Source organism: Streptomyces sp. 840.1 (assembly GCF_003751445.1).
GTDB lineage: Bacteria > Actinomycetota > Actinomycetes > Streptomycetales > Streptomycetaceae > Streptomyces.
In genome coordinates, this window is record NZ_RJUU01000002.1 from 182,144 (window position 1) to 201,172 (window position 19,029).

General features: G+C 68.9%; 15 protein-coding genes and 1 tRNA gene. 10 read left to right on the top strand and 6 right to left on the bottom strand.

Features of this window, described 5'->3' with window-relative positions; genetic code table 11:
- The first annotated feature begins 146 nt into the window (after nucleotides 1–146).
- On the top strand, nucleotides 147–3,929 hold the full coding sequence (locus EDD93_RS27095) for an AAA family ATPase (protein ID WP_260255965.1): 3,783 nt from the start codon (nucleotides 147–149) through the stop codon (nucleotides 3,927–3,929).
- 885 nt (nucleotides 3,930–4,814) lie between these two features.
- A complete protein-coding gene (locus EDD93_RS40845) occupies nucleotides 4,815–5,261 on the top strand; it encodes an NUDIX domain-containing protein (protein WP_398905844.1) in 447 nt (148 codons plus the stop codon).
- A 24-nt stretch (nucleotides 5,262–5,285) separates the two neighbouring features.
- Here EDD93_RS40845 and EDD93_RS27100 read toward each other — a convergent pair whose 3' ends face one another.
- Nucleotides 5,286–6,053 carry an IclR family transcriptional regulator gene (locus tag EDD93_RS27100; protein WP_071330616.1) on the bottom strand — a complete coding sequence of 256 codons (768 nt, stop codon included), beginning with the start codon at nucleotides 6,051–6,053 and terminating at the stop codon, nucleotides 5,286–5,288.
- A gap of 278 nt (nucleotides 6,054–6,331) precedes the next feature.
- Here EDD93_RS27100 and EDD93_RS27105 point away from each other — a divergent pair, with 278 nt between their 5' ends.
- Nucleotides 6,332–6,856 (top strand): hypothetical protein, encoded by a 525-nt coding sequence (locus EDD93_RS27105; RefSeq protein WP_123528126.1) that lies wholly within the window; start codon nucleotides 6,332–6,334, stop codon nucleotides 6,854–6,856.
- 209 nt (nucleotides 6,857–7,065) lie between these two features.
- Here EDD93_RS27105 and EDD93_RS27110 read toward each other — a convergent pair whose 3' ends face one another.
- The gene (locus EDD93_RS27110; RefSeq protein WP_123528127.1) at nucleotides 7,066–7,386 is read right to left on the bottom strand and encodes a helix-turn-helix transcriptional regulator; all 321 of its coding nucleotides are present in this window, start codon (nucleotides 7,384–7,386) and stop codon (nucleotides 7,066–7,068) included.
- A 21-nt stretch (nucleotides 7,387–7,407) separates the two neighbouring features.
- Between EDD93_RS27110 and EDD93_RS27115 the strand changes: the two genes are divergently transcribed.
- A complete protein-coding gene (locus EDD93_RS27115) occupies nucleotides 7,408–8,412 on the top strand; it encodes a hypothetical protein (RefSeq protein WP_148083908.1) in 1,005 nt (334 codons plus the stop codon).
- A complete protein-coding gene (locus EDD93_RS27120; RefSeq protein WP_148083909.1) occupies nucleotides 8,409–10,310 on the top strand; it encodes a hypothetical protein in 1,902 nt (633 codons plus the stop codon). Before EDD93_RS27115 ends, EDD93_RS27120 begins: the two co-directional genes overlap by 4 nt.
- Before the next feature lie 242 nt (nucleotides 10,311–10,552).
- Here EDD93_RS27120 and EDD93_RS27125 read toward each other — a convergent pair.
- Nucleotides 10,553–10,640: transfer RNA gene (locus tag EDD93_RS27125), tRNA-Leu, on the bottom strand.
- 183 nt (nucleotides 10,641–10,823) lie between these two features.
- Here EDD93_RS27125 and EDD93_RS27130 point away from each other — a divergent pair.
- The 3 genes from EDD93_RS27130 (at nucleotide 10,824) to EDD93_RS40725 (ending at nucleotide 13,479) form a co-directional block, all read left to right on the top strand.
- Nucleotides 10,824–12,158, top strand: coding sequence for a M20/M25/M40 family metallo-hydrolase (locus EDD93_RS27130; RefSeq protein ID WP_123528130.1), 1,335 nt, complete (start codon nucleotides 10,824–10,826; stop codon nucleotides 12,156–12,158).
- 142 nt (nucleotides 12,159–12,300) lie between these two features.
- Nucleotides 12,301–12,534 (top strand): chaplin ChpH, encoded by a 234-nt coding sequence (chpH, locus tag EDD93_RS27135; RefSeq protein WP_123528131.1) that lies wholly within the window; start codon nucleotides 12,301–12,303, stop codon nucleotides 12,532–12,534.
- 138 nt (nucleotides 12,535–12,672) lie between these two features.
- Nucleotides 12,673–13,479, top strand: coding sequence for a chaplin (locus EDD93_RS40725; protein WP_123528132.1), 807 nt, complete (start codon nucleotides 12,673–12,675; stop codon nucleotides 13,477–13,479).
- A gap of 112 nt (nucleotides 13,480–13,591) precedes the next feature.
- Here EDD93_RS40725 and EDD93_RS27145 read toward each other — a convergent pair whose 3' ends face one another.
- Nucleotides 13,592–13,780 carry a DUF5703 family protein gene (locus EDD93_RS27145; RefSeq protein ID WP_123528133.1) on the bottom strand — a complete coding sequence of 63 codons (189 nt, stop codon included), beginning with the start codon at nucleotides 13,778–13,780 and terminating at the stop codon, nucleotides 13,592–13,594.
- 47 nt (nucleotides 13,781–13,827) lie between these two features.
- Between EDD93_RS27145 and EDD93_RS27150 the strand changes: the two genes are divergently transcribed.
- Nucleotides 13,828–14,499, top strand: coding sequence for a hypothetical protein (locus tag EDD93_RS27150; protein WP_123528134.1), 672 nt, complete (start codon nucleotides 13,828–13,830; stop codon nucleotides 14,497–14,499).
- Nucleotides 14,500–14,565: 66 nt separating this feature from the next.
- Here the strand turns inward: EDD93_RS27150 and EDD93_RS27155 are convergent, their stop codons facing one another.
- Nucleotides 14,566–16,815 (bottom strand): helix-hairpin-helix domain-containing protein, encoded by a 2,250-nt coding sequence (locus tag EDD93_RS27155; RefSeq protein WP_123528135.1) that lies wholly within the window; start codon nucleotides 16,813–16,815, stop codon nucleotides 14,566–14,568.
- Nucleotides 16,812–17,795, bottom strand: coding sequence for an aldo/keto reductase (locus EDD93_RS27160; RefSeq protein ID WP_123528136.1), 984 nt, complete (start codon nucleotides 17,793–17,795; stop codon nucleotides 16,812–16,814). Before EDD93_RS27160 ends, EDD93_RS27155 begins: the two co-directional genes overlap by 4 nt.
- Before the next feature lie 140 nt (nucleotides 17,796–17,935).
- Here EDD93_RS27160 and EDD93_RS27165 point away from each other — a divergent pair, with 140 nt between their 5' ends.
- Complete coding sequence (locus EDD93_RS27165; protein ID WP_123528137.1) at nucleotides 17,936–18,985, top strand: LLM class F420-dependent oxidoreductase; 1,050 nt, start codon at nucleotides 17,936–17,938, stop codon at nucleotides 18,983–18,985.
- Nucleotides 18,986–19,029: the final 44 nt, after the last annotated feature.

Below are 19,029 nucleotides of genomic sequence, written 5' to 3' on the forward strand. Positions count from 1 at the left end.
CCTCACCCACGTCTCTTGGGCAGATGTGCGCCGGCCCGGTCACGTGGCACATTGGGAATCGTTGCTTGCCTCGGTGGGGTGTCAGTGCTTCACCGTAAGGTGACGAGCGAGTACTGGAAGTGGTGGAGGGGATCCCAGTGGTACACGTGCAGCATCTTTCGGTCCGGGTGCCTTGGCACGACACAGGCTGGGAGGGCCGAATCTGCGCCGATCCACTAGGCAATGCGTCGTGCGTGCTACTGGAGAACATCGGGCGGCGGCGAAAGGACGAGCTGGAGGTCGAGTATGCGGGCCAGGCCTTCAGCGCGTTGCCGGACAGCTTGCCCGCGTGTGCCGGTGAGCGGGGCGGGTTTCTGAGCAGCAGAGATCATGTGCTGCGGACGTCCCACCCCTACAACCATGCCCTCAAGACGCTCAAGGGTGCGTCCGTTCCGTTGCCCGCGTGGTCTGTCCACGGCATCCCGTTTCGCTGGCTCAACCGGGCGATGCTTCTGGACGGTGTCATGGAGCAGCAGCCGGTGGACGGCTACAGCTCGGAGGCGGAGGAGCATGCGATCTCCGCGCTGGGCTTCGAACCTCCGTGGGTCCTTCACGGGGACAACCAGAAGGCCGTCATCGACACGTTCTTCCAGGACGTCGTCGAGGGGCAGTCGCTGGTCTTCTTCTATCTCAAGCACGCTCCGTTCGAGGACCATCCTCGTCGAATCCTCGTCGGTGCCGCGTTGGTCGCCTCGGTCACGCCGCCCGGCCGGTGGCCGGCTGAGGGTCCCACCCCGTTCCCCAATCACATGTGGGAGACGGTGGTACGGCACACGCTGCGGTCGGACGGCAATGGAGGCATCCTGCTGCCGATGCAAGCCCTGGCGCAGATCGCCGCTGATGGTACTGATGTCTCGCGCGCCCTGGCGCAGGCCCCGGAGACGTGCTGGGAGTTCTCGTACGGAACCGAGCACGTGCCGTCAGACACAGCAGTCGCCTCGCTGATGGAACTCAAGCGTGCCGCCGAAGCTGCCATCAACCTGGGCTGTGAGCTGCCGCAGCGGTCCTTCGACTGGCTCGACGAGCAGTTGCGCCATGCCTGGCTCCGCCGCGGTACCGCCCCTGGTCTGCCCGCGGTGCTGAGCCTCCTCGGTGTGACTCACCCCACGTTCGCGGCCCGGGAGGTGACGTCTGCCGTCAGCGACAGGAAGGACCCCTGGCCCGTACTGGAACGGGCGCTGCAAGGACGCGGCGGTCCGGCCTCGGTCATGGCGCTGGCCACGCCCACCCGCCAGAAGGTATGGGCCGCGCTTGGACACGATCAACGCCAGGCTCTGAGGCTGTTGGCCCGCTTTGACCTGACTGCAGACCAAGTGCGCCTGGTATGTGAGCAGAAGACCACGATGCCATTGTCCGTGGAGGAGCTGCGCGCGGACCCGTACACCCTGGTGACCTGCACGGTGGACGACGCGGATCCGATCCGCTTCGAAGCCGTGGACCGGGGCTGTTTCCCCGACCTGCAGCTGACGGACCGGCATCCGCTGCCGATCTCGGAGCCGCTCACGGATCCCGACGACAAGCGGCGCCTCGAAGCTGCAATGGCGACAGTGCTGCTGCGCGCCCAGGCAGAGGGGCACACTCTGCTGCCGCTTGAAGAGATGCTGGAGGGTCTGGAGAGGCTGAGCTCCGTCAGGCCATTGCGCCCCAGCCAAACGGTTTTGGCAGCTCACCAGTTGCGTGCCGAGGACCTGGACGACGACTTGAACTTCAACTGGCCGCAGTTGTGCCGGACGCACGTCGCCGATGGTACGGCGGCCTACAAGCTGCGTTCCGCGCTGTGGCGCAAGCATGCAATTCGAGAGGTCATCGACCAGCTCCGCTCCGCGGCCCGGCATACGGCGCCGAAGGATCTCGCGGCCACCCTGGATTCCGTGCTCGACGAGCAAGGTGAGATCGCTGAGGCCGACCGCGTCGACGAGGCCCAGGCGCGGCAGGAGAAGGCCGCGGCCTTGCGTGAGATGTACGAGAGCCGGTTCACCGTGCTCAACGGTCCGGCGGGCACAGGCAAGACCATGCTGGTCAAGGCACTGGTACGACGGCCGGAGGTGCTGTCGGAGGGAGTGCTGCTACTCGCTCCGACGGGCAAGGCACGGGTCCAGTTACAGAACAAGGTCGGCCATCAGGCCCAGACGCTCGCGCAGTTCCTGAGCAAGTCAGGCCGCTATGAAGGCGACACCGCCCGGTACGTGATCACGGGCCGCCTACCCCGCGAGCGCCAGTACGGCACAGTAGTCATCGACGAGGCCTCGATGCTCACGGAGGACATGCTCGCCGCATTGCTCGACGCCTTGGAACCTCGACAGCGCCTGATTCTGGTCGGTGATCCGCGCCAGCTACCGCCCATCGGCGCGGGCCGTCCTTTCGTTGACCTTGAACGCTCAGCACGGCAAAGCCCCAGCGCCTCATGGCCGCGCGTCGCTCCGGGATGGGCCGAACTCACGGTGCTGCGCCGACAGCGCGAGCTGGGCGATGTCCGCCACGACCTCATGCTGGCGCGCTGGTACAGCGGTGACGAGCGCGGGCCGGGCAGCGACGAAATCTGGCAACGTCTCCGCCAAGGCGAGAACATGCCCACGCTCCGCGCAGTTCCTTGGAACGGCCGGACAGCCGCGCAGGTGGTCGATGACGTGCTGAGAGAAGAGTTCGGCGTGGTGGACGACGCCTACGGCCTGAGCTTCGCGATCTCATACGGGGCGGGAAGAACGCAGCGCGGAGCCAGAACGTACCCGGACTTCTCCAAGGCCGCAGCTCAGTGCGGCACTTGGCAGATCCTCAGCCCTGTTCGCGGGACGGCACACGGGACCGTGGAACTCAATCGCCACCTCAAGCGGGACTACCGCGGTGCCTCCCTCGAGAATGCGCTGAGGAAGGGCTGGGATCGCAAGGTGCCCAAGCCGCTGGGTGCGGAGCAGATCGTGCTCGGCGACAAGGTCGTCCATACCCGCAACGGCACGCTCTCCGCTTGGTCGCAGACCGAGAGCCGGGCAGCGAAGGGCTATGTCGCCAACGGCGAACTCGGCGTGGTCACCGGTCAGGTAAAGACCCCGCGTATGAAGAGGCCGCCATGGATTACAGAGGTCGAATTCTCGTCCCAGCTCGGATTGCGTTACAAGTACGGGCGCATCGGCGGCGAAGACGACGTGCCCCTGGAGCTAGCGTGGGCTCTTACCGTGCACAAAAGTCAGGGCAGCGAGTTCGACACCGTCATCGTTGTTCTGCCCGCGACGGGCCGCAGCATCTCGCGGGAGCTGCTGTACACCGCCCTCACCCGCCAGACCAAGAGAGTGGTCCTCTGCCATGAAGGGCCGCTCGACGACCTCATCGAACTGACACGGGCCACCGGATCCGACACCGCCCGCCGGTTCACCGACCTCATCGACACACCGGACCCACGCGCGGTGATGACACCGAGCGGCGCCGATTGCGGACGGGTCGACGCGCGGCTCGTCCACGTAGCGGTCAACGGCGTCATGGTACGAAGCAAGAACGAAGTCATCGTCGCAGGCATCCTCGCACAACTCGCCCCTGGAGGCTGGGTGTACGAGCAACCCTTCAAGGGAAACGATGGCCGCACAGTACTGCCGGACTTCACTATCACGCCGCTGTCCGGGCCTCCCATCTACTGGGAACACCTCGGCATGCTCGACAACCCCGAGTACGCCGCCAGGTGGCAGCAGCGCCTGAAGTGGTACGCGCAGCAGGGCGTCCTCCCCGAAGAAGACGGTGGTGGCCCCAACGGCATCCTGGTCTGGACGAGCGACGAGCACGGCGTGAACGAACCGGAGTGGCGGGCACTCGCCCAACGTGTCATCGGTGCCGCAGCTATCCGCCGAGCCCGGCCTGCGCCCTCGAAGAAGACGGCCGCGCGTCCCCGCCCCGAGCGTCCTTGACTTGCCGGCCCATCATGAACTGCCCAGGTTCCACGGAACCCGGGCAGTTCTCATCGGGGTATCTGGTGGGTGGGGTCGCTGTTGCAGGCTTCTGTTCTGATCGTGACCAGACAGTAGAGATCCCGCGCGGCGCATTTCCATCGTCTCGATAGCCCACAAGAGCTCCTTCGGAAATATTCCACGCTTCACCCAGAGGCAATCCCTCTCGTCAACATGCCGACGGCTGCCGCCATAGCCTGCGGCGGATAGCGGAGACGGGGATTGCACGCTCGAAGGGCCGAGTGAAGCAGCGCTCTGAGGTTCGCCTCGGTGAGGCTGCTCATGGGCTTCCACCCCGCCGCAGGCCGAAGTCACGGCGGAAGAGATGGCCCGCGCGGAGGACTGGTGCAAACGAAGTTCGCCACCGAGGATTGGATCGCACGCGTGCCGTGGCCTACTCGCCTGCCCATGATCACGTCGGCTCGTGGTGTCTTCCCTGACCGACCTTCGCCGCCCCTGACCACCTCAACGGCATTCCGGGACACAAGGCCGATCCGAGCCGGCGTTACTCGCCCGAGCAGACCTTTCCAGAACAGTGAGGCTTCGTTTCGTCTCTGCAAGAGAGTCGCCGCAATGGAATCGTCTGTGCAGCGGGACAGCAGGCCCAGCGTCCGGAGAAGAAAGCCGACCGCACAATTCACAGGCAGCGGTCATCGCAGTATCCGTGCCGCCTGTGGGCTGCCCAGGCGCGGATTACATTCACCGAATTGAGGTCAGAGATGAAACTCACGTCGATCCAGGACACGAGTGGCCGGTTAAGCGGCCGCATGTCAGGATCGGACCGTGCCTGTTTTCCTGGACGCTGCCGAGAGTTCGGGGCGCCCTGCCGTGGTGCCGTCCCCCAGGATGCGGCGGGTGGTGTTCGTTGCGTTGCTGAGCTCGGACGGGCGGCTTGCCCTGGTGGCAGACGACCTGCCTGGAGCTGTTCCCCGATGGGCGCTCCCGTCAGGATCCGTCCGAGCCACAGAGCCCTACCGTGAGGCGGCAGTGCGTGTCCTCCGCGATGCAGTCGGCGCGGTGCCGGCCCGCGGGGGCACCGTAGAAGGATGCCGCTGGGCTCAGGTGCCTGTGCCCGTAGGCTGGAGCCGTCGAGAGGCGCACGTGTTCATCTTTCGTCTCGCTGCGGCTGGTGATCCGCCGGACCGTCTGTCGTGGAGGGGAGCGACACGCTGGGCGGGGCCTGAGCAGTGGCAGGAGTTGTGCACACGGTGCGATCTGCCAGATGTGGATGTGCTGTTGACGGGATACCTGGAGGGGTGGATCCCGGACGGGCGGATCACGTTAGGGCCTTGAGTCCCGGCACCTCGACACCCGCTGTCACTCTGCCCTGGCGATCGTGGTGGCGGTCTCCTGCAGGGCTGTGGCAACCGCTGGCATGTCCTGTTCACGCAGACGTACGGCGGGTGCGTACACGGAGATCGCGGCGAGCGGTTCCCCGATGCGATTGCGGATGGCCACGCCGACGCCGTGCAGGTCGTGTGCACTTTCCTCGAGGTCTGCCGCCCATCCCCGGACTCTGACTTCCTCCAACTCCACCTCAAGCAGCGGCCACTCAGTGATGCTTCCTGCCGCCGCGGCAGGGAGCGCGGCCGGGAGCGTCGCGCGTATATCTGCCGGGTCGCGCAGTGCGAGCAGGGCCTTGCCCGCCGCTGTGACGTGGGCGGGGAACTCCTGTCCGAGCGGAACGCTGACGCGCAGGACATGCCGGCACTCGACTCCGTCGAGTAGTCGGACGACGGCCGCATCCAGGGAGTACAGGCACACCGTCTCCTGCAGCTTCTCGGAGAGCTCCTCCAGGGGTCTGCGCGCCTGTCGCCGGACGTCCAACTGGGCGATCGCGGCCAGTCCCATGCGTACGAGCTGCGGCCCCGCCGAGTATCCGTGCTGGCCAGGATCGTGACGCAGGAAACCCGTGCGCTGCAGGGTGACCAGGACGCGGTGTGCGGTGGAACGTGAGATACCGAGTTCCCGGGCGGTTTCGGTAACACCGATTTCCCCCCGGTCATAGGCCAGGACTAGAACATCCAGGGCCTTCGTCGCCGAACCCAAGGCCTCTGTCGCCGACAGATGCTTGCCATCCACCATGAAGGAACCGTAACGCTCAAACGTTCCCGGAGACCGGGACCTTCGACAGAATCCACACGTCAGAATTCTTTGGTGGCACGTCTCACAGTTCCGGAGCGGCATCGCACGAACCCGGCGAGCCAACTTTGCGCCAAGACAGTTCGAGTCCTGCGATAACCCCGACCGGACTTGCCGTGCTTGAGCGCACTGCTGACCGTTTGATAGCGCCTCACAGGAACTGCGTGCGTGCCACAGTGCGCCGTCCCTACACTGGCAGCGACCTTCCTTAGGAGTTCGCTATGGCGGGATACCGGACCAGCACACCTGTGTCAGACAAGGGTGTCTATATCGGCCAGGCCCGGCATGCCGTGAAGGAGCTGATCACTTCACTGCGCGGCGAGTTGGCGACGTTGGAAGCCGTGTACGCGATGATGTGCCAGGGCGCCGAATCCACCGATGTCCGCGAAGAGCCGCAGGACACTGGCGAGGACGCGGCGGAAACCGCCCAGCCTTCCCGGGAGGGTCCGTCTGAAGTTTCTGTCGCCGACGAGGATCCTTCGTCCGAAGATGCGCGCCCGGGGATTGGCACTCGGACCCTGGGGCCACCGCGTAACGGAAGCATGCGCGATGCGATCCTCACACTCCTGTGTGCCGCTCAAGAGGCAATGTCCATCACCGATATCGCGGCGGCGGTGCGCCCGGGAGCGGACGCGACGGTCCGCTCATCCGTAGGAAAAACCCTCAACCGCATGAAGCAACTTGGCGAGGTGGAAAACGTAGCACCCGGAATGTTCCGGGCTGTGCTGTCATCCCAAGCTGCTTGATCCACCCGAGAACGACCTAACCCAACAAGCAGGCCTCCCTCGATTAGCGGTCGAGGGAGGCCGCCAAACACGCGAACGGACGCTTCTCCTAGCAGGGTTCCGGTCCGTCGCGCACGTTCACTCTAGCGCTCCCACGGGTGGCGCTATAGGGCGTCTGCGTCATCCCGCCCTTGAACGTGCACGACTGACCTCACAAAGGCAACTGGGGATCAGTCATGAGCACATTGAGTCGCATTCGATCCGGGCCAGAGCGCCAGGCCCAGGGCGCGCTCCAGTCGACAGACCGTCAGGACATCCGGCCAGGTGGCTCCCGCCAGCAGATCACCGATGGTCTGTCTGCCGACGTTGCTCTGGGTGGCCAGTGCACGCAGCGAAAGCTCCGGCCTCTCGCTGAGGGCGGCGGCGAGTCGGCGGGCGATCGTCTGGACGACCGCCGCGGCGGGCTCCCCGGCGATCCGGGCATCCGGCCACTCCTCCGGATCGACGGCGTAGCTCCATGGCGGCGCTGTGCGCGCTCGGCCTCCGGTCATAAAGATGCGTTCCTTCAGATCGTGATCGACACTGACACCAGTGGCCGGTTAACCGGCCGCCTGTCATGGGCCTTGCGCCTGGAGGTCGCTGTGTCGAATCGCCTGCTGGCCTACGCACCGAAGGCGGAGACGGTGCGGCCCGCCCAGTGGCGCCGCATCGCGCCGGTCGTCCGCTCGCTGGGATTCCTGGCCGTCGCAGCGGGACCCTACGGCCCAGACGTGATCATGACGCCGCTCACACGGCTGGTCGCCTGGGTCGAGGCCCAGGGCCTCCCGCTCGAACCCTCGGTGATCCTTGACCAGAGCACAGTCGAACGGTTCATCCTCGTCGGATGCCGCGGCATGGGCGCCAACAGTCGCCGAACCTGCAGCAGCCAGCTGCGCCGGGCCTCCGAAGCGCTCCTGTTGGACCAGCTCGGACAGCATCCGCCGATCCGGCTGAAGGCCACCGCCGCCCCAGTGACCCCCTACCCGCCGGCGGAAATCGCCTACTGGCTGATCTGGGCGCAGAGCCTGCCCACCCCGGCCCAGCGGCGCAACGCCTGCCTGTTGTTCTGTCTCGGCGTTGGCTGCGGGCTCGCCGTTGAGGATCTTGTGTACGTTCAGGGGCGGGATATCCTCGCGGGCCCTACCGGCCGGGCCCTGGTCAAGGTTCACGGGCGCCGTCCGCGCACTGTCGTATGCCGGTACGCCTACGAGGAACTGCTGCTGGCGGAAGCCGCCCACATCCCGGCAGACGCGTACGCCTTCCGGCCGGACTGGCAGGACCGCACCAGCAAGCACATCGCATCGGACTGGCTGGCCAGGTACCCGCGGATTGTCGGCCGTTGTGACGGTGCAGTGCTGCAGACCCAGCGACTGCGTACGACCTGGCTCGTCGAACTGCTGAGTGCAGGTATTCCGCTGAAGGTGATCCTCAAAGCGTCGGGACTCGGGACCCTGCACAGCCTCTCGCGCTACCTCGTCTTCCTCCACGACGTGTCCGAAGCGGAGGCATCCGATCTGTTGCGGGGGGCGGCGGCATGAGCAGGAAGAACCCAGAGGGCAAACCCTGCCGGCGTACCGGCCTCGCCCTACGCCCTGCACCGCAGGCCCCGGGCCGTACCCTCAGCGACCGCATCGTGAGGCAGGTCTTCGACCTCGTGCGCCACAGCGGAGTACTGGAACGCCTTCCCTCCAACGAGCACCGGCCAGGCCCGAAGGGCTTCCCTTTCCGCACAGTGCTGATCGGCCTGATTCTGTCGCAGTACATGGGCAAGAGCGCGAACATCGACGATGCGTGGGAGACGCTCTTCTTCGCCCTGTCTCCAGGGTCCAAAGCCCTCCTTGACGTCCCCGACGTCGATCTGCACATCCGCGAGGGCGCAACACGAGAAGAAATCGACCGCGTCGCGCACCACCAGTACGCGACGTCGAAGCGCGTCTACCGGTCCTGGGCCTCGATGACTCGGCGCCTCGACCCTGCACCGCATGACCGCCGCAAGCGGCTGTCGCTCAGCGAGGCCAAGAAAATCCGACGGAAGTGGAATGCCCGCGCCAACGAGGACACCGTGCGCAATCTGGAGGCCATCGCCCAGGATCTGGTTCTCGCTCCGGTGATGGCGTCCTACCGGCGCGGCGACTTCGCTCGGTGGCCTGGCCACATCGCGGTCGATGACACTCCGGTTCCGGTCTGGGGCAAAGAGCCGGACTACCACCAGGACCGGGCCTCGCTTGAGATCACCGCCGGGATGTACGTGAAGGGAGGCACGCAGAGGAAGTCGGGGCGTATCGGCAAAGCTGCGGCCTCCACGAACACTGGCACCCGGCGCGGCACGGCGAACAAGCCAGCGACTCGCAAGACCAAGTCGGGACAGGAGAAGAAGGCCAAAGCGCCCGAGAAGAGAGAGTTCCGCTACGCCATGATGGCCGCGTTCCCAGGCCATGGCCATGGCGACCTCGCTGGCACCTACCCGGCGGTCTGCCTCGGCATGATCCTTCATACCCCGGGCACCGAACCCGGCCCGGCCGCCCTGCGCGCCATCCAGCCGGCTTTCGAACGAGGCCTGGTCAAAGACCTTTTCTGCGCCGACCGGGGCATTACCCAGGCCAAGCCTCACAACCTGCATCTGCAGCTGCTCAAACTCGGCCTCAACGCGGTGAAGCACTACAACGACGACAAGGTCGACCGGCAGGGAGAATTCCGCGGCATGCAGCTGGTCGGCGGCGAGTTCTACTGCCCGCTGATGCCCACCCCGCTCATCACTGCGGGCGCCACATACATCGACAGCCGCACGGACGAGGATCGCGCCCACGCATTCAACCTGATCCAGTCCCGGAAGGACTACCAGACCAAGATCAAGGAGTACGGGCCCGCAGGGGACCAGCGTCGACAGTGCCCCGCCCTCGGGCCGCACGCCACGGTCACCTGCTACCGCCGGCCCCGGCCACGCCCGTCCACCGTCGTCGACCTCGACGCCCCCACTGTCCGTACCCCGGCAGCCCTGCCCACCATCCCCAGGCCCAAGCGGGACACCCCCGTCCGCCCCGACATCTGCAGGGGGAAGAGCATCACCGTCCCGGGCGCCGTGCTGGCCAAGTGGCGGCAGAAGTACCCCCTGTTCACCCCTCTGTGGCAGGAAGCCTGGTCCGGACTGCGCAGTCAGAACGAGGGCGGCAACGGCAACCTCAAGAAGTCCGCCCTCGACAGCATCGACAATCCCCAGCTCCGCCTGCCGCACGGACGCGTCGCACAGACCCTGCTCAATGCCGTCATCATCTTCGTGGCGAACCTCAGAGCCATCCGACGGTTCCTCCGCGACCAGGGCATCCAGCCCCGCAAAGCCAGCACGCAGAGCACCGCAACCCAACCCGGTGAGCCCTCCGACCCGCCCCAGACGCGACCGCTTCCGACCGAGCAGGTCGAGCCTCCGCCACGCGAGTGACACACCTCCGCCGCGCTCCGCCCCCTGAAAACCCCACATGCCTGCGCGACGGCTGCCAGCCGTCGCGCAGGCATGTGGGGTTTCCGCAGGTGAGAGGCGCAGTACCTGGACCGCCACCGCCTCACCCCCTCGCCGAGCCGATCACGAGGCTCAAGGCCCCAGAAACGACGAAATACCGGCGAGTCACATGACTCGACCGGTAATTCGTGAACGCTTCGGGACGATCTCGTGAACGTCCCTGCTGGTGTCCGAGGGGGGACTTGAACCCCCACGCCCGATAAAGGGCACTAGCACCTCAAGCTAGCGCGTCTGCCATTCCGCCACCCGGACAAGGTGTCTGTCTCGCGGGCCCGGCCCGTTCCGACGTGGAAAACCATAGCAAACATTGGGAGGTGCTCGATCACGCCCCGGTCTGTGTGAAGGGCGGATGACGAGGGGTGGGGGGCCTTGGGCGCGGGGGCCGGGCGCGGGAGGATGAGGGGGAGCACCACAGCGACAGTGGAAGGAACCAGCGTGAGCGAGACCAGAGCGGCCCGCACCGGCTCGGGCGAGAGCGCCGAGAACGAGGTCGTGGACCTCTGTCGTGATCTGATCCGGATCGACACCAGCAACTACGGGGACCATTCGGGGCCGGGTGAACGGGCGGCCGCCGAGTACGTGGCGGAGAAGCTCGCGGAGGTCGGGCTGGAGCCGCAGATCTTCGAGTCCCACAAGGGCCGTGCCTCCACGGTGGCGCGGATCGAGGGCGAGGACTCCTCCAAGCCCGCGCTGCTGATCCACGGCCACACCGACGTCGTCCCGGCGAACGCCCACGACTGGACGCACCACCCCTTCTCGGGGGAGATCGCGGACGGCTGCGTGTGGGGCCGGGGCGCGGTCGACATGAAGGACATGGACGCGATGACCCTCGCGGTCGTGCGCGAGCGGATGCGCAGCGGCCGCAAGCCCCCGCGCGACATCGTGCTCGCCTTCCTCGCGGACGAGGAGGCGGGCGGCACCTACGGGGCCCGGTTCCTCGTCGACAAGCACCCCGACCTGTTCGAGGGCGTCACCGAGGCGATCGGGGAGGTCGGCGGCTTCTCCTTCACGGTCAACGAGAACCTGCGGCTCTACCTCGTGGAGACCGCGCAGAAGGGCATGCACTGGATGCGGCTGACCGTGGACGGCACGGCCGGCCACGGTTCGATGACCAACGACGACAACGCGATCACCGAGCTGTGCGAGGCGGTCGGGCGGCTCGGGCGGCACAAGTGGCCGGTGCGGGTGACCAAGACGGTGCGGTCCTTCCTGGACGAGCTGTCCGACGCGCTCGGCACCCCGCTGGACCCGGAGGACATGGACGCCACGCTGGCCAAGCTGGGCGGGATCGCCAAGATGGTCGGCGCCACCCTGCGCAACTCCGCCGCCCCCACCATGCTGGGCGCCGGCTACAAGGTGAACGTGATCCCGGGGCAGGCCACCGCGCATGTCGACGGCCGCTTCCTGCCGGGGTACGAGCAGGAGTTCCTGGCCGACCTCGACCGGATCCTCGGCCCGCGCGTCAAGCGTGAGGACGTGCACGGCGACAAGGCCCTCGAAACCGATTTCGACGGCTCCCTGGTGGACGCCATGCAGATCGCGCTCAAGGCGGAGGACCCGATCGCCCGCGCCGTCCCGTACATGCTCTCGGGCGGTACGGACGCGAAGTCCTTCGACGACCTCGGAATCCGCTGCTTCGGGTTCGCCCCGCTGAAGCTTCCGCCGGAGCTGGACTTCGCGGGCATGTTCCACGGTGTGGACGAGCGGGTACCGGTCGAGGGCCTGAAGTTCGGCGTCCGCGTTCTCGACCGTTTCATCGACAACAGCTGACTCGGCACCGAGCAATTCGCCAGTGTGTACGTATCGACCGGAACGAGTGAAAGGGGCTTCCTGCTCGTAGCCCGATTGCTTTCTCCTCGTTACAGGTGATGCGGTCCGCGGCTGGGACCGCATTTGCCAACTAGGAGGAATAATGATCAAGAAGATCGTCGCCGCTGCGGCTGTCACCGGTGGTCTGGTGCTCGCGGGTGCCGGAATGGCCGTCGCCGACTCGGGCGCCCAGGGTGCCGCGATCGGCAGCCCCGGCGTGCTCTCGGGCAACGTCGTTCAGGTTCCCGTCCACGTTCCCGTGAACGTGTGCGGCAACACGATCTCCGTGATCGGGCTGCTGAACCCCGCCTTCGGCAACACCTGCGTCAACGCCTGACGTTGTGCGTCAACCCGCAAGGGTTTGAGCCCGATCGGCCTCGGAGCGCGCGCCATGCGCTCCGAGGCCGTCGGGTCCTTTGCCCCCGCACGTTCAAGTCCGGGGGTATTCCGGAAGGTAGAAGGCAGGAAACAACCTATGCGACAGGTCACGCGTAAAGGCCTGATCACCATGGCGGCTGCGGGCGGCGTGCTCGCGCTCAGTGGCGGTTACGCGCACGCCGACGCGGGAGCGTCCGGCGGCGCAACGAATTCCCCGGGGGTGCTTTCAGGGAATTCGGTACAGATTCCGGTCGAGGTGCCGGTGAACGTTTGCGGTAACTCCGTGAGCGTGGTCGGACTGATCAATCCGACCTTCGGGAACAGCTGCAAAAACGGTTCTGGTGGTGCGGCCGCAGGCCGGACCGGATCGTCCGCGGGTACGTCGGGCAACCACGCGTCGGGCAGCCGGACCAGCGGCGGCCACGCGGCGCAGGACAGCGGCCGGGGGATGCGGGAGGGCACCGGCAAGCACCGCGCCGTCCCCACCGGCAACGGCGGCGGGGCGACGGCGCAGGGATACACGCAGGGCTCACCCGGTCTGCTGTCGGGCAACCAGGTCCAGGCCCCCATCGACATCCCGGTGAACGCGTGCGGGAACAGCATCGACATCGTCGGTCTGCTGAACCCCACCTTCGGCAACTCGTGCGAGAACGAGAGCACGCCGGAGGTCACCCCTCCGGTTACGCCGCCGGTGACTCCTCCGGTCACCCACCACGAGACACCGCCGACGCCCGGCCCCCGCACCGTCCCGAACGCGCCGGAGCCGCAGAGCATGCCCGAAGGCACCCCGCAGCTCGCACACACCGGATCGGGTGGGCTCGACCTGCTGATCCCGGCCAGTGCGGGTCTGCTGCTGGCAGGCGCCGGCACGGTGCTGTACCGCCGCGGCAGGGCCGCCGCCTAGGACGTGTTCCGGAAGCAGCGCCGCCACGCGGACGGTACTTCCGGAACACGCACTGGCGGCCGGAAGGCACGGCGAAGGGAGCGGGCCCCGCGGCAGCGGGGCCCGCTCCGTTTCACCAGGTGGCCCGCAGCTGGCGGATGATCCGTCGCCGCAGCCGCACCCGGCGGCTGCCGTCCAGGCGCAGCGTCAGTCGGTCCAACTCCCAGTGCCCGTACTCGGCATGGTCGGTCAGCAGGCGGGTCGTCTCCTTCCGGGACACCCCGCGCGGCACGTACACGTCGACAAATTCGTATTCCGGCATCGCATCTATTGTGCGGGCAGACCCCCGGTACGGATAGCGTCTGCTCTATGTCTGATGCTGCGCAGCCATCCGCTGCCGAGGTACGCGCCGCCGCCGATGCGGTCAAGGTCGCGCTCGACCGTCACCTCGACGCGGTCGAACGCCGGTCCGGGGACGACGACCCCGCTGTCTACGACGCGTTCAACGCACTGGCCGCTGCGGCGGAGGTCTATGACGAACTCCTCTACGACCGCCACGACGAGGTCACCCCGTTCGAGATTCCGGGAGCAGGGGACTCCCTGCCGCCCTACAGCGGTCCCGAGGAGCCGAACGCGCTCAGCGTGCTGATCCGCCGCGACTACGCGGTGGTGGAGCCCCAGCGGCTGCTCGCCCAGGCACAGCGCCTGGCCGACCTGGACCCGGACGCCCGCGACAACGGGGATGCGGCAGCCGCCGGCAGCAGCGTCCACGCGGCCCTGGGGGTGCTCTTCGGGGAGTACGAGGCGGACGAGATCGCGTCCCGGCACACGGAATTCGGGCTCGAAGAGGGCGACTCGACCCTCTGGGTCGCGGCGGCGGAGGAGCTGCCGGAACCGGGGGAATGGCTGGGTGCGCCCTTCGAGGACGCGGACCCGCAGCTGGTGGTCTGCCGCTTCGACGTCAGTGCCGTCTTCGACGAGGACGAGCTGGACGGCGAGCTGGGCGGGGAACTCGGCGGGCTGGCGCGGGAAGGCTCCTGACCGGTCCGTCCCGTGGTGCGGGGCCGGGCGGGCGCGTCACGCGCCCGCCCGGCCCCGCACCGGGTCTCACCCGTCGGAGGCTTCCAGCAGGGTGCGCAGCCGGGTCGTGCGGTCCTGCGCGGGGGACTGGGCGACCGCGTGCGGCAGCGCCTGGTCCACTCCGTGCACCACCGACAGGTGCCGCTCACCCCTGCTGAAGGCGGTGTAGACCCAGGGGCGGCTGAGCCCCTGCGCCGCGTCACCCGGGAGTACGACGACCACCGCGGGCCACCGCATCCCGGCCGCCTGGTGGGCGCTGAGCGCCCAGGCGTGGCGCACGGACGCCTCCACCCGCTCCTGCGGCACGACGACCGGAGTACCCGCACAGTCCAGGTGCAGGCCCTCGGCGTCGGCCGAGACGACCACGCCGGGAACCGTCCTGCCCGGTGCGGGGACATGGGCGACCCGGTCACCGGGGTCGAAACCGCCGAACCGGCCGGGGCCGGGGTTGAGCCGCTGCTTGAGCGCCTCGTTCAGTGCCCGGGTGCCCGCCGAGCCGCCGTGCCCCACGGTGATCACCTGGGTGTCGGACGACGGCACGCCGATCGCGCGCGGCACCGAGTCGGCCACCAGCTGCACCGTGCGGTGCACCGCCTCGCCCGCGTCACGCACGGGCACGATCACCACTTCGCGGCCCGGCGCCGCCACCTGGTTCAGCTCCCCGATGCCGATGCCGGAGACCAGCTCGCCGATCGGACCGGGATCCGGCGTACGGGAGACGATCTGCGGGCACGCGCCGGCGGCCAGCACATCGGCGAACACCCGGCCCGCGCCCGCCGACCCCAGCACCCCCGGATCGCCGCTGAGCACCAGACGCGTCCCGTCCGCGAGGGCCTCCACCAGCATCGCGCCGGTCTCGACGTCGACCTGCGGGGCGTCCAGCACGACGAGCAGGTCGACGGCGAGCGCCCCCTCCTCGTCTCGTCCGGGGCCCTCGGTACCGGCGAGCAGCCCGGCCAGCGTGACGGCCGCCGACGCGTCGCCCACCGCCTCGGCCAGCCGCCGGGCGCCGTCCACGCTGTGGGCGGCACCCAGGGCCCGCAGGCCGAGGCCCGCCGCCGCGGCGATCAGCGCGGCGGGCTCGGCCCTGGCCGCCTCGCCGCCGGTGTGCGCGACGAGCCCGTGGGCCGAGGCGGCACGGATCAGCTCGGCGGCCGAGGGCGAGGGCGCCGACGAGGCGGCCTGCGACCAGTCGGCGTCCTTCTCGCAGGCGTTCACCAGCCGGGCCAGCCCGTCTGCGAGGCTCTCCTCGGCCAGGGCGTAGCGGTCCAGGCCCAGCAGCACCTGTGCCGGCTCCTGCGGGGCCCCGTCGGTCTCGGGGCCCGCCTCGCGGCCCTCGGCCGGCTCCGCGGCCTCCTCGTCCTCGTCTCCCTCGTCCTCCGGGCCGTCGTGGAAGACCAGGGCGACACCCTCGGAGACGGCGTGCAGCACGGCGGCCACGGGGTCGGTCACCGCCCGTCCGACGAGCGCGGCCCGTACCTCCGCCGCGTCCAGCGCGGTGTGGCCCTGCAGCGCCGCGCGCTCCAGCAGCCAGCCGATCAGGGCCGCGGTGCGCCGCTCGTCGTCCGGACCGCACTCCGCGCCCAGCAGCGCCCGTGCGAAGCCGTCGGCCTGCTCGGGTCCGACGCCGGGGAGGGAGAGCAGCTGCCAGGGGTCGTCGCGCAGGGCTTCGGCCGCGTGTGTGCCGAGCGTGCCGGCCGCCGGGGCGGCCAGGCTCCCGGGGGCGCCGCCGGCGGCCAGCACGGCGGCCACGGCCGCGATGGCCTCGGGAGCGGCCCCCTGGGGCGCGCTGACGGGCTCGGGGGCCCGCTCCCGGGCCGGGGCGGGGACGGTCCGGCGGGGGGCGGCAGGCGCGGGGGAGTCGAAGAACGCGGCTCCGGGCTTCTCGCCGCTCTCCACGGCGCGCACGGCAGCCAGCAGGTCGGCGGCCGGGCCGCTCAGCTTCGTACCGGCGGGGATGGGGCCGTCCTTCTCGGCCTTGCGCTTCTCGATCCGCTCCAGCAGCTCGCGCTGGGCGGCCAGCTCGGTCTCGGCCTCGGAGAGGGCCGGGGCGGCGGCGGTGTCACCGTCGGCGCTCCCGTCGGCCTCCGGGTCGGCGCCGCTGTCGTCCGTCGTGTCGCCGGCCGGCTCGTCAGCCGCCTCTCCGGTCGCCTCTTCGGCCGCTTCGTCGGTCCCTGCGGTGGCCTCCTCGGCCGGGACGGGCGCGGGGGCGTCCGCGACGACGTCGTCGTCGGTTGCCGAGGGGCCGGGGGATTCCCCCCGGGGAAGCGCAGTCACAGCGTGCTCCAGTCCTGGTCGGGATAGCGGTGCACGGGCGCCGACACATCGTCGAGCGCGCGGCAGATCTCGTCAGGAAGACTAAGCGTCTCCACTGACAAAGCCTCCGCGAGCTGGTGCGCGTTGCGCGCGCCGACGATCGGGGCCACCACGCCCGGCCGGTCCCGCACCCAGGCGAGCGCCACCTGGAGCGGTGTCGTTGCCAGCCCGTCGGCGGCGGTCGCCACCGCGTCCACGATGCGGCTCGCGGGGTCGTCGAGATACGGCTCGACGAACGGGGCCAGCAGCTCCGAGGCGCCGCGCGAGTCCGCCGGGGTGCCGGTGCGGTACTTGGCGGTCAGCACGCCCCGGCCCAGCGGCGAGGACGGCAGCAGCCCCACCCCGAGGTCGAGCGCAGCCGGCAACACCTCGCGCTCCACGCCGCGTTGCAGCAGCGAGTACTCCATCTGCGTACTGGCGAGGCGGGTCCGCACGCCCGGTGCGGCCAGCTGCCAGGTCGCGGCCTTGGCCAGCTGCCAGCCGCAGAAGTTCGACACCCCCGCGTAGCGGGCGCGCCCGCTGGACACCGCCAGGTCCAGCGCCTGGAGCGTCTCGTCCAGCGGCGTCACCGGGTCGAAGGCGTGCACCTGCCACAGGTCCACGTAGTCCGTGCCCAGCCGGGCCAGTGAGGCGTCGAGGGCGGCGAGCAGATGCCCGCGCGAGCCGTCGAACCTGCGGTACGGGTCGGGCACGCTGCCGGCCTTGGTCGCGATGACCAGATCACCGCGAGGTACCAGGCCCTCGACGAGGCGCCCCAGCAGGTACTCGGACTCGCCGCCGCCGTACACGTCCGCCGTGTCGACCAGGGTGCCGCCCACCTCCCAGAAGGCCTTCAGCTGCTCGGCAGCGTCGTGCTCGTCGGTGTCCCGGCCCCAGGTGAGGGTGCCGAGCCCGATCCGGGACACTCGAAGGCCGGTGCGGCCCAGATGCCTCTGTTCCATGGGCGCTGAGATTACTGGCCGCGCCCGAACCCGTCGCAGGGCTGTGGACAACCGGGCCCCGGGTCACCCCTGCCGGATCGTGTTCCCGCGCGCTAGAGTCCGGAGCACAGGGACGTTACTGATCAGTAAGGGGAGCGGCTATGCGGCTCGGCATCAATCTCGGTTACTGGGGCGCGGGTATGGACGGGGACAACCTCGCCGTCGCGCAGGAGGCCGACCGGCTCGGCTACGACGTCTGCTGGGCGGCCGAGGCCTACGGCTCCGACGCCCCGACCGTGCTGACCTGGGTGGCCGCGCAGACCGAGTCCATCGACGTCGGCTCCGCGATCATGCAGATCCCGGCCCGCCAGCCCGCCATGACGGCGATGACCGCCGCCACCCTCGACTCGCTCTCCGGCGGCCGGTTCCGCCTCGGCCTCGGGGTGTCGGGACCGCAGGTCTCCGAGGGCTGGTACGGGGTCAAGTTCGACAAGCCGCTGGCCCGCACCCGGGAGTACGTCGAGATCGTCCGCAAGGCGATGACCCGCGAGCGGCTCTCGTACGAGGGACAGCACTGGACGCTCCCGCTGCCGGACGGACCGGGCAAGCCGATCAAGCTCACCGTGCACCCGCAGCGCGAGCACATCCCGCTGTACATCGCCGCGATCGGTCCGAAGAACCTGGAGCAGACCGGCGAGATCGCCGACGGGGCGCTGCTGATCTTCCCCTCCGCGGACCACCTGGAGGAGACCGCGGTCAAGCACCTGCGGGCCGGCCGGGAGAAGGCCGGCAAGACCATGGAGGGCTTCGACGTCTGCCCGACCCTGCCGCTCGCGGTCGGCGACGACGTCAACGGCCTCGCCGACATGTTCCGGCCGTACACCGCGCTGTACGTCGGCGGCATGGGCAGCCGCAAGCAGAACTTCTACAACCAGCTCGCCCAGCGCATGGGGTACGAGAAGGAGGCCGCCGAGATCCAGGACAAGTACCTGTCCGGCGACAAGAGCGGTGCCGCCGCCGCGGTACCCCACCAGCTGATCGACCAGACCACGCTGCTCGGCCCGGTGGAGCGGATCGCCGACCGGATGCAGGCCTACGCGGCCGCGGGCGTCACCACGCTGACCCTGGCTCCGGCCGGCTTCACGCTCGACGAGCGGATCGCCGCACTGCGGGCCGGCACGGACGCGCTGGAGAGCTCCGGGCTCGCGTAGCCCGGGAGCCCGCACCGGGGCGGCACTACGGCCGTGGTGGGGGC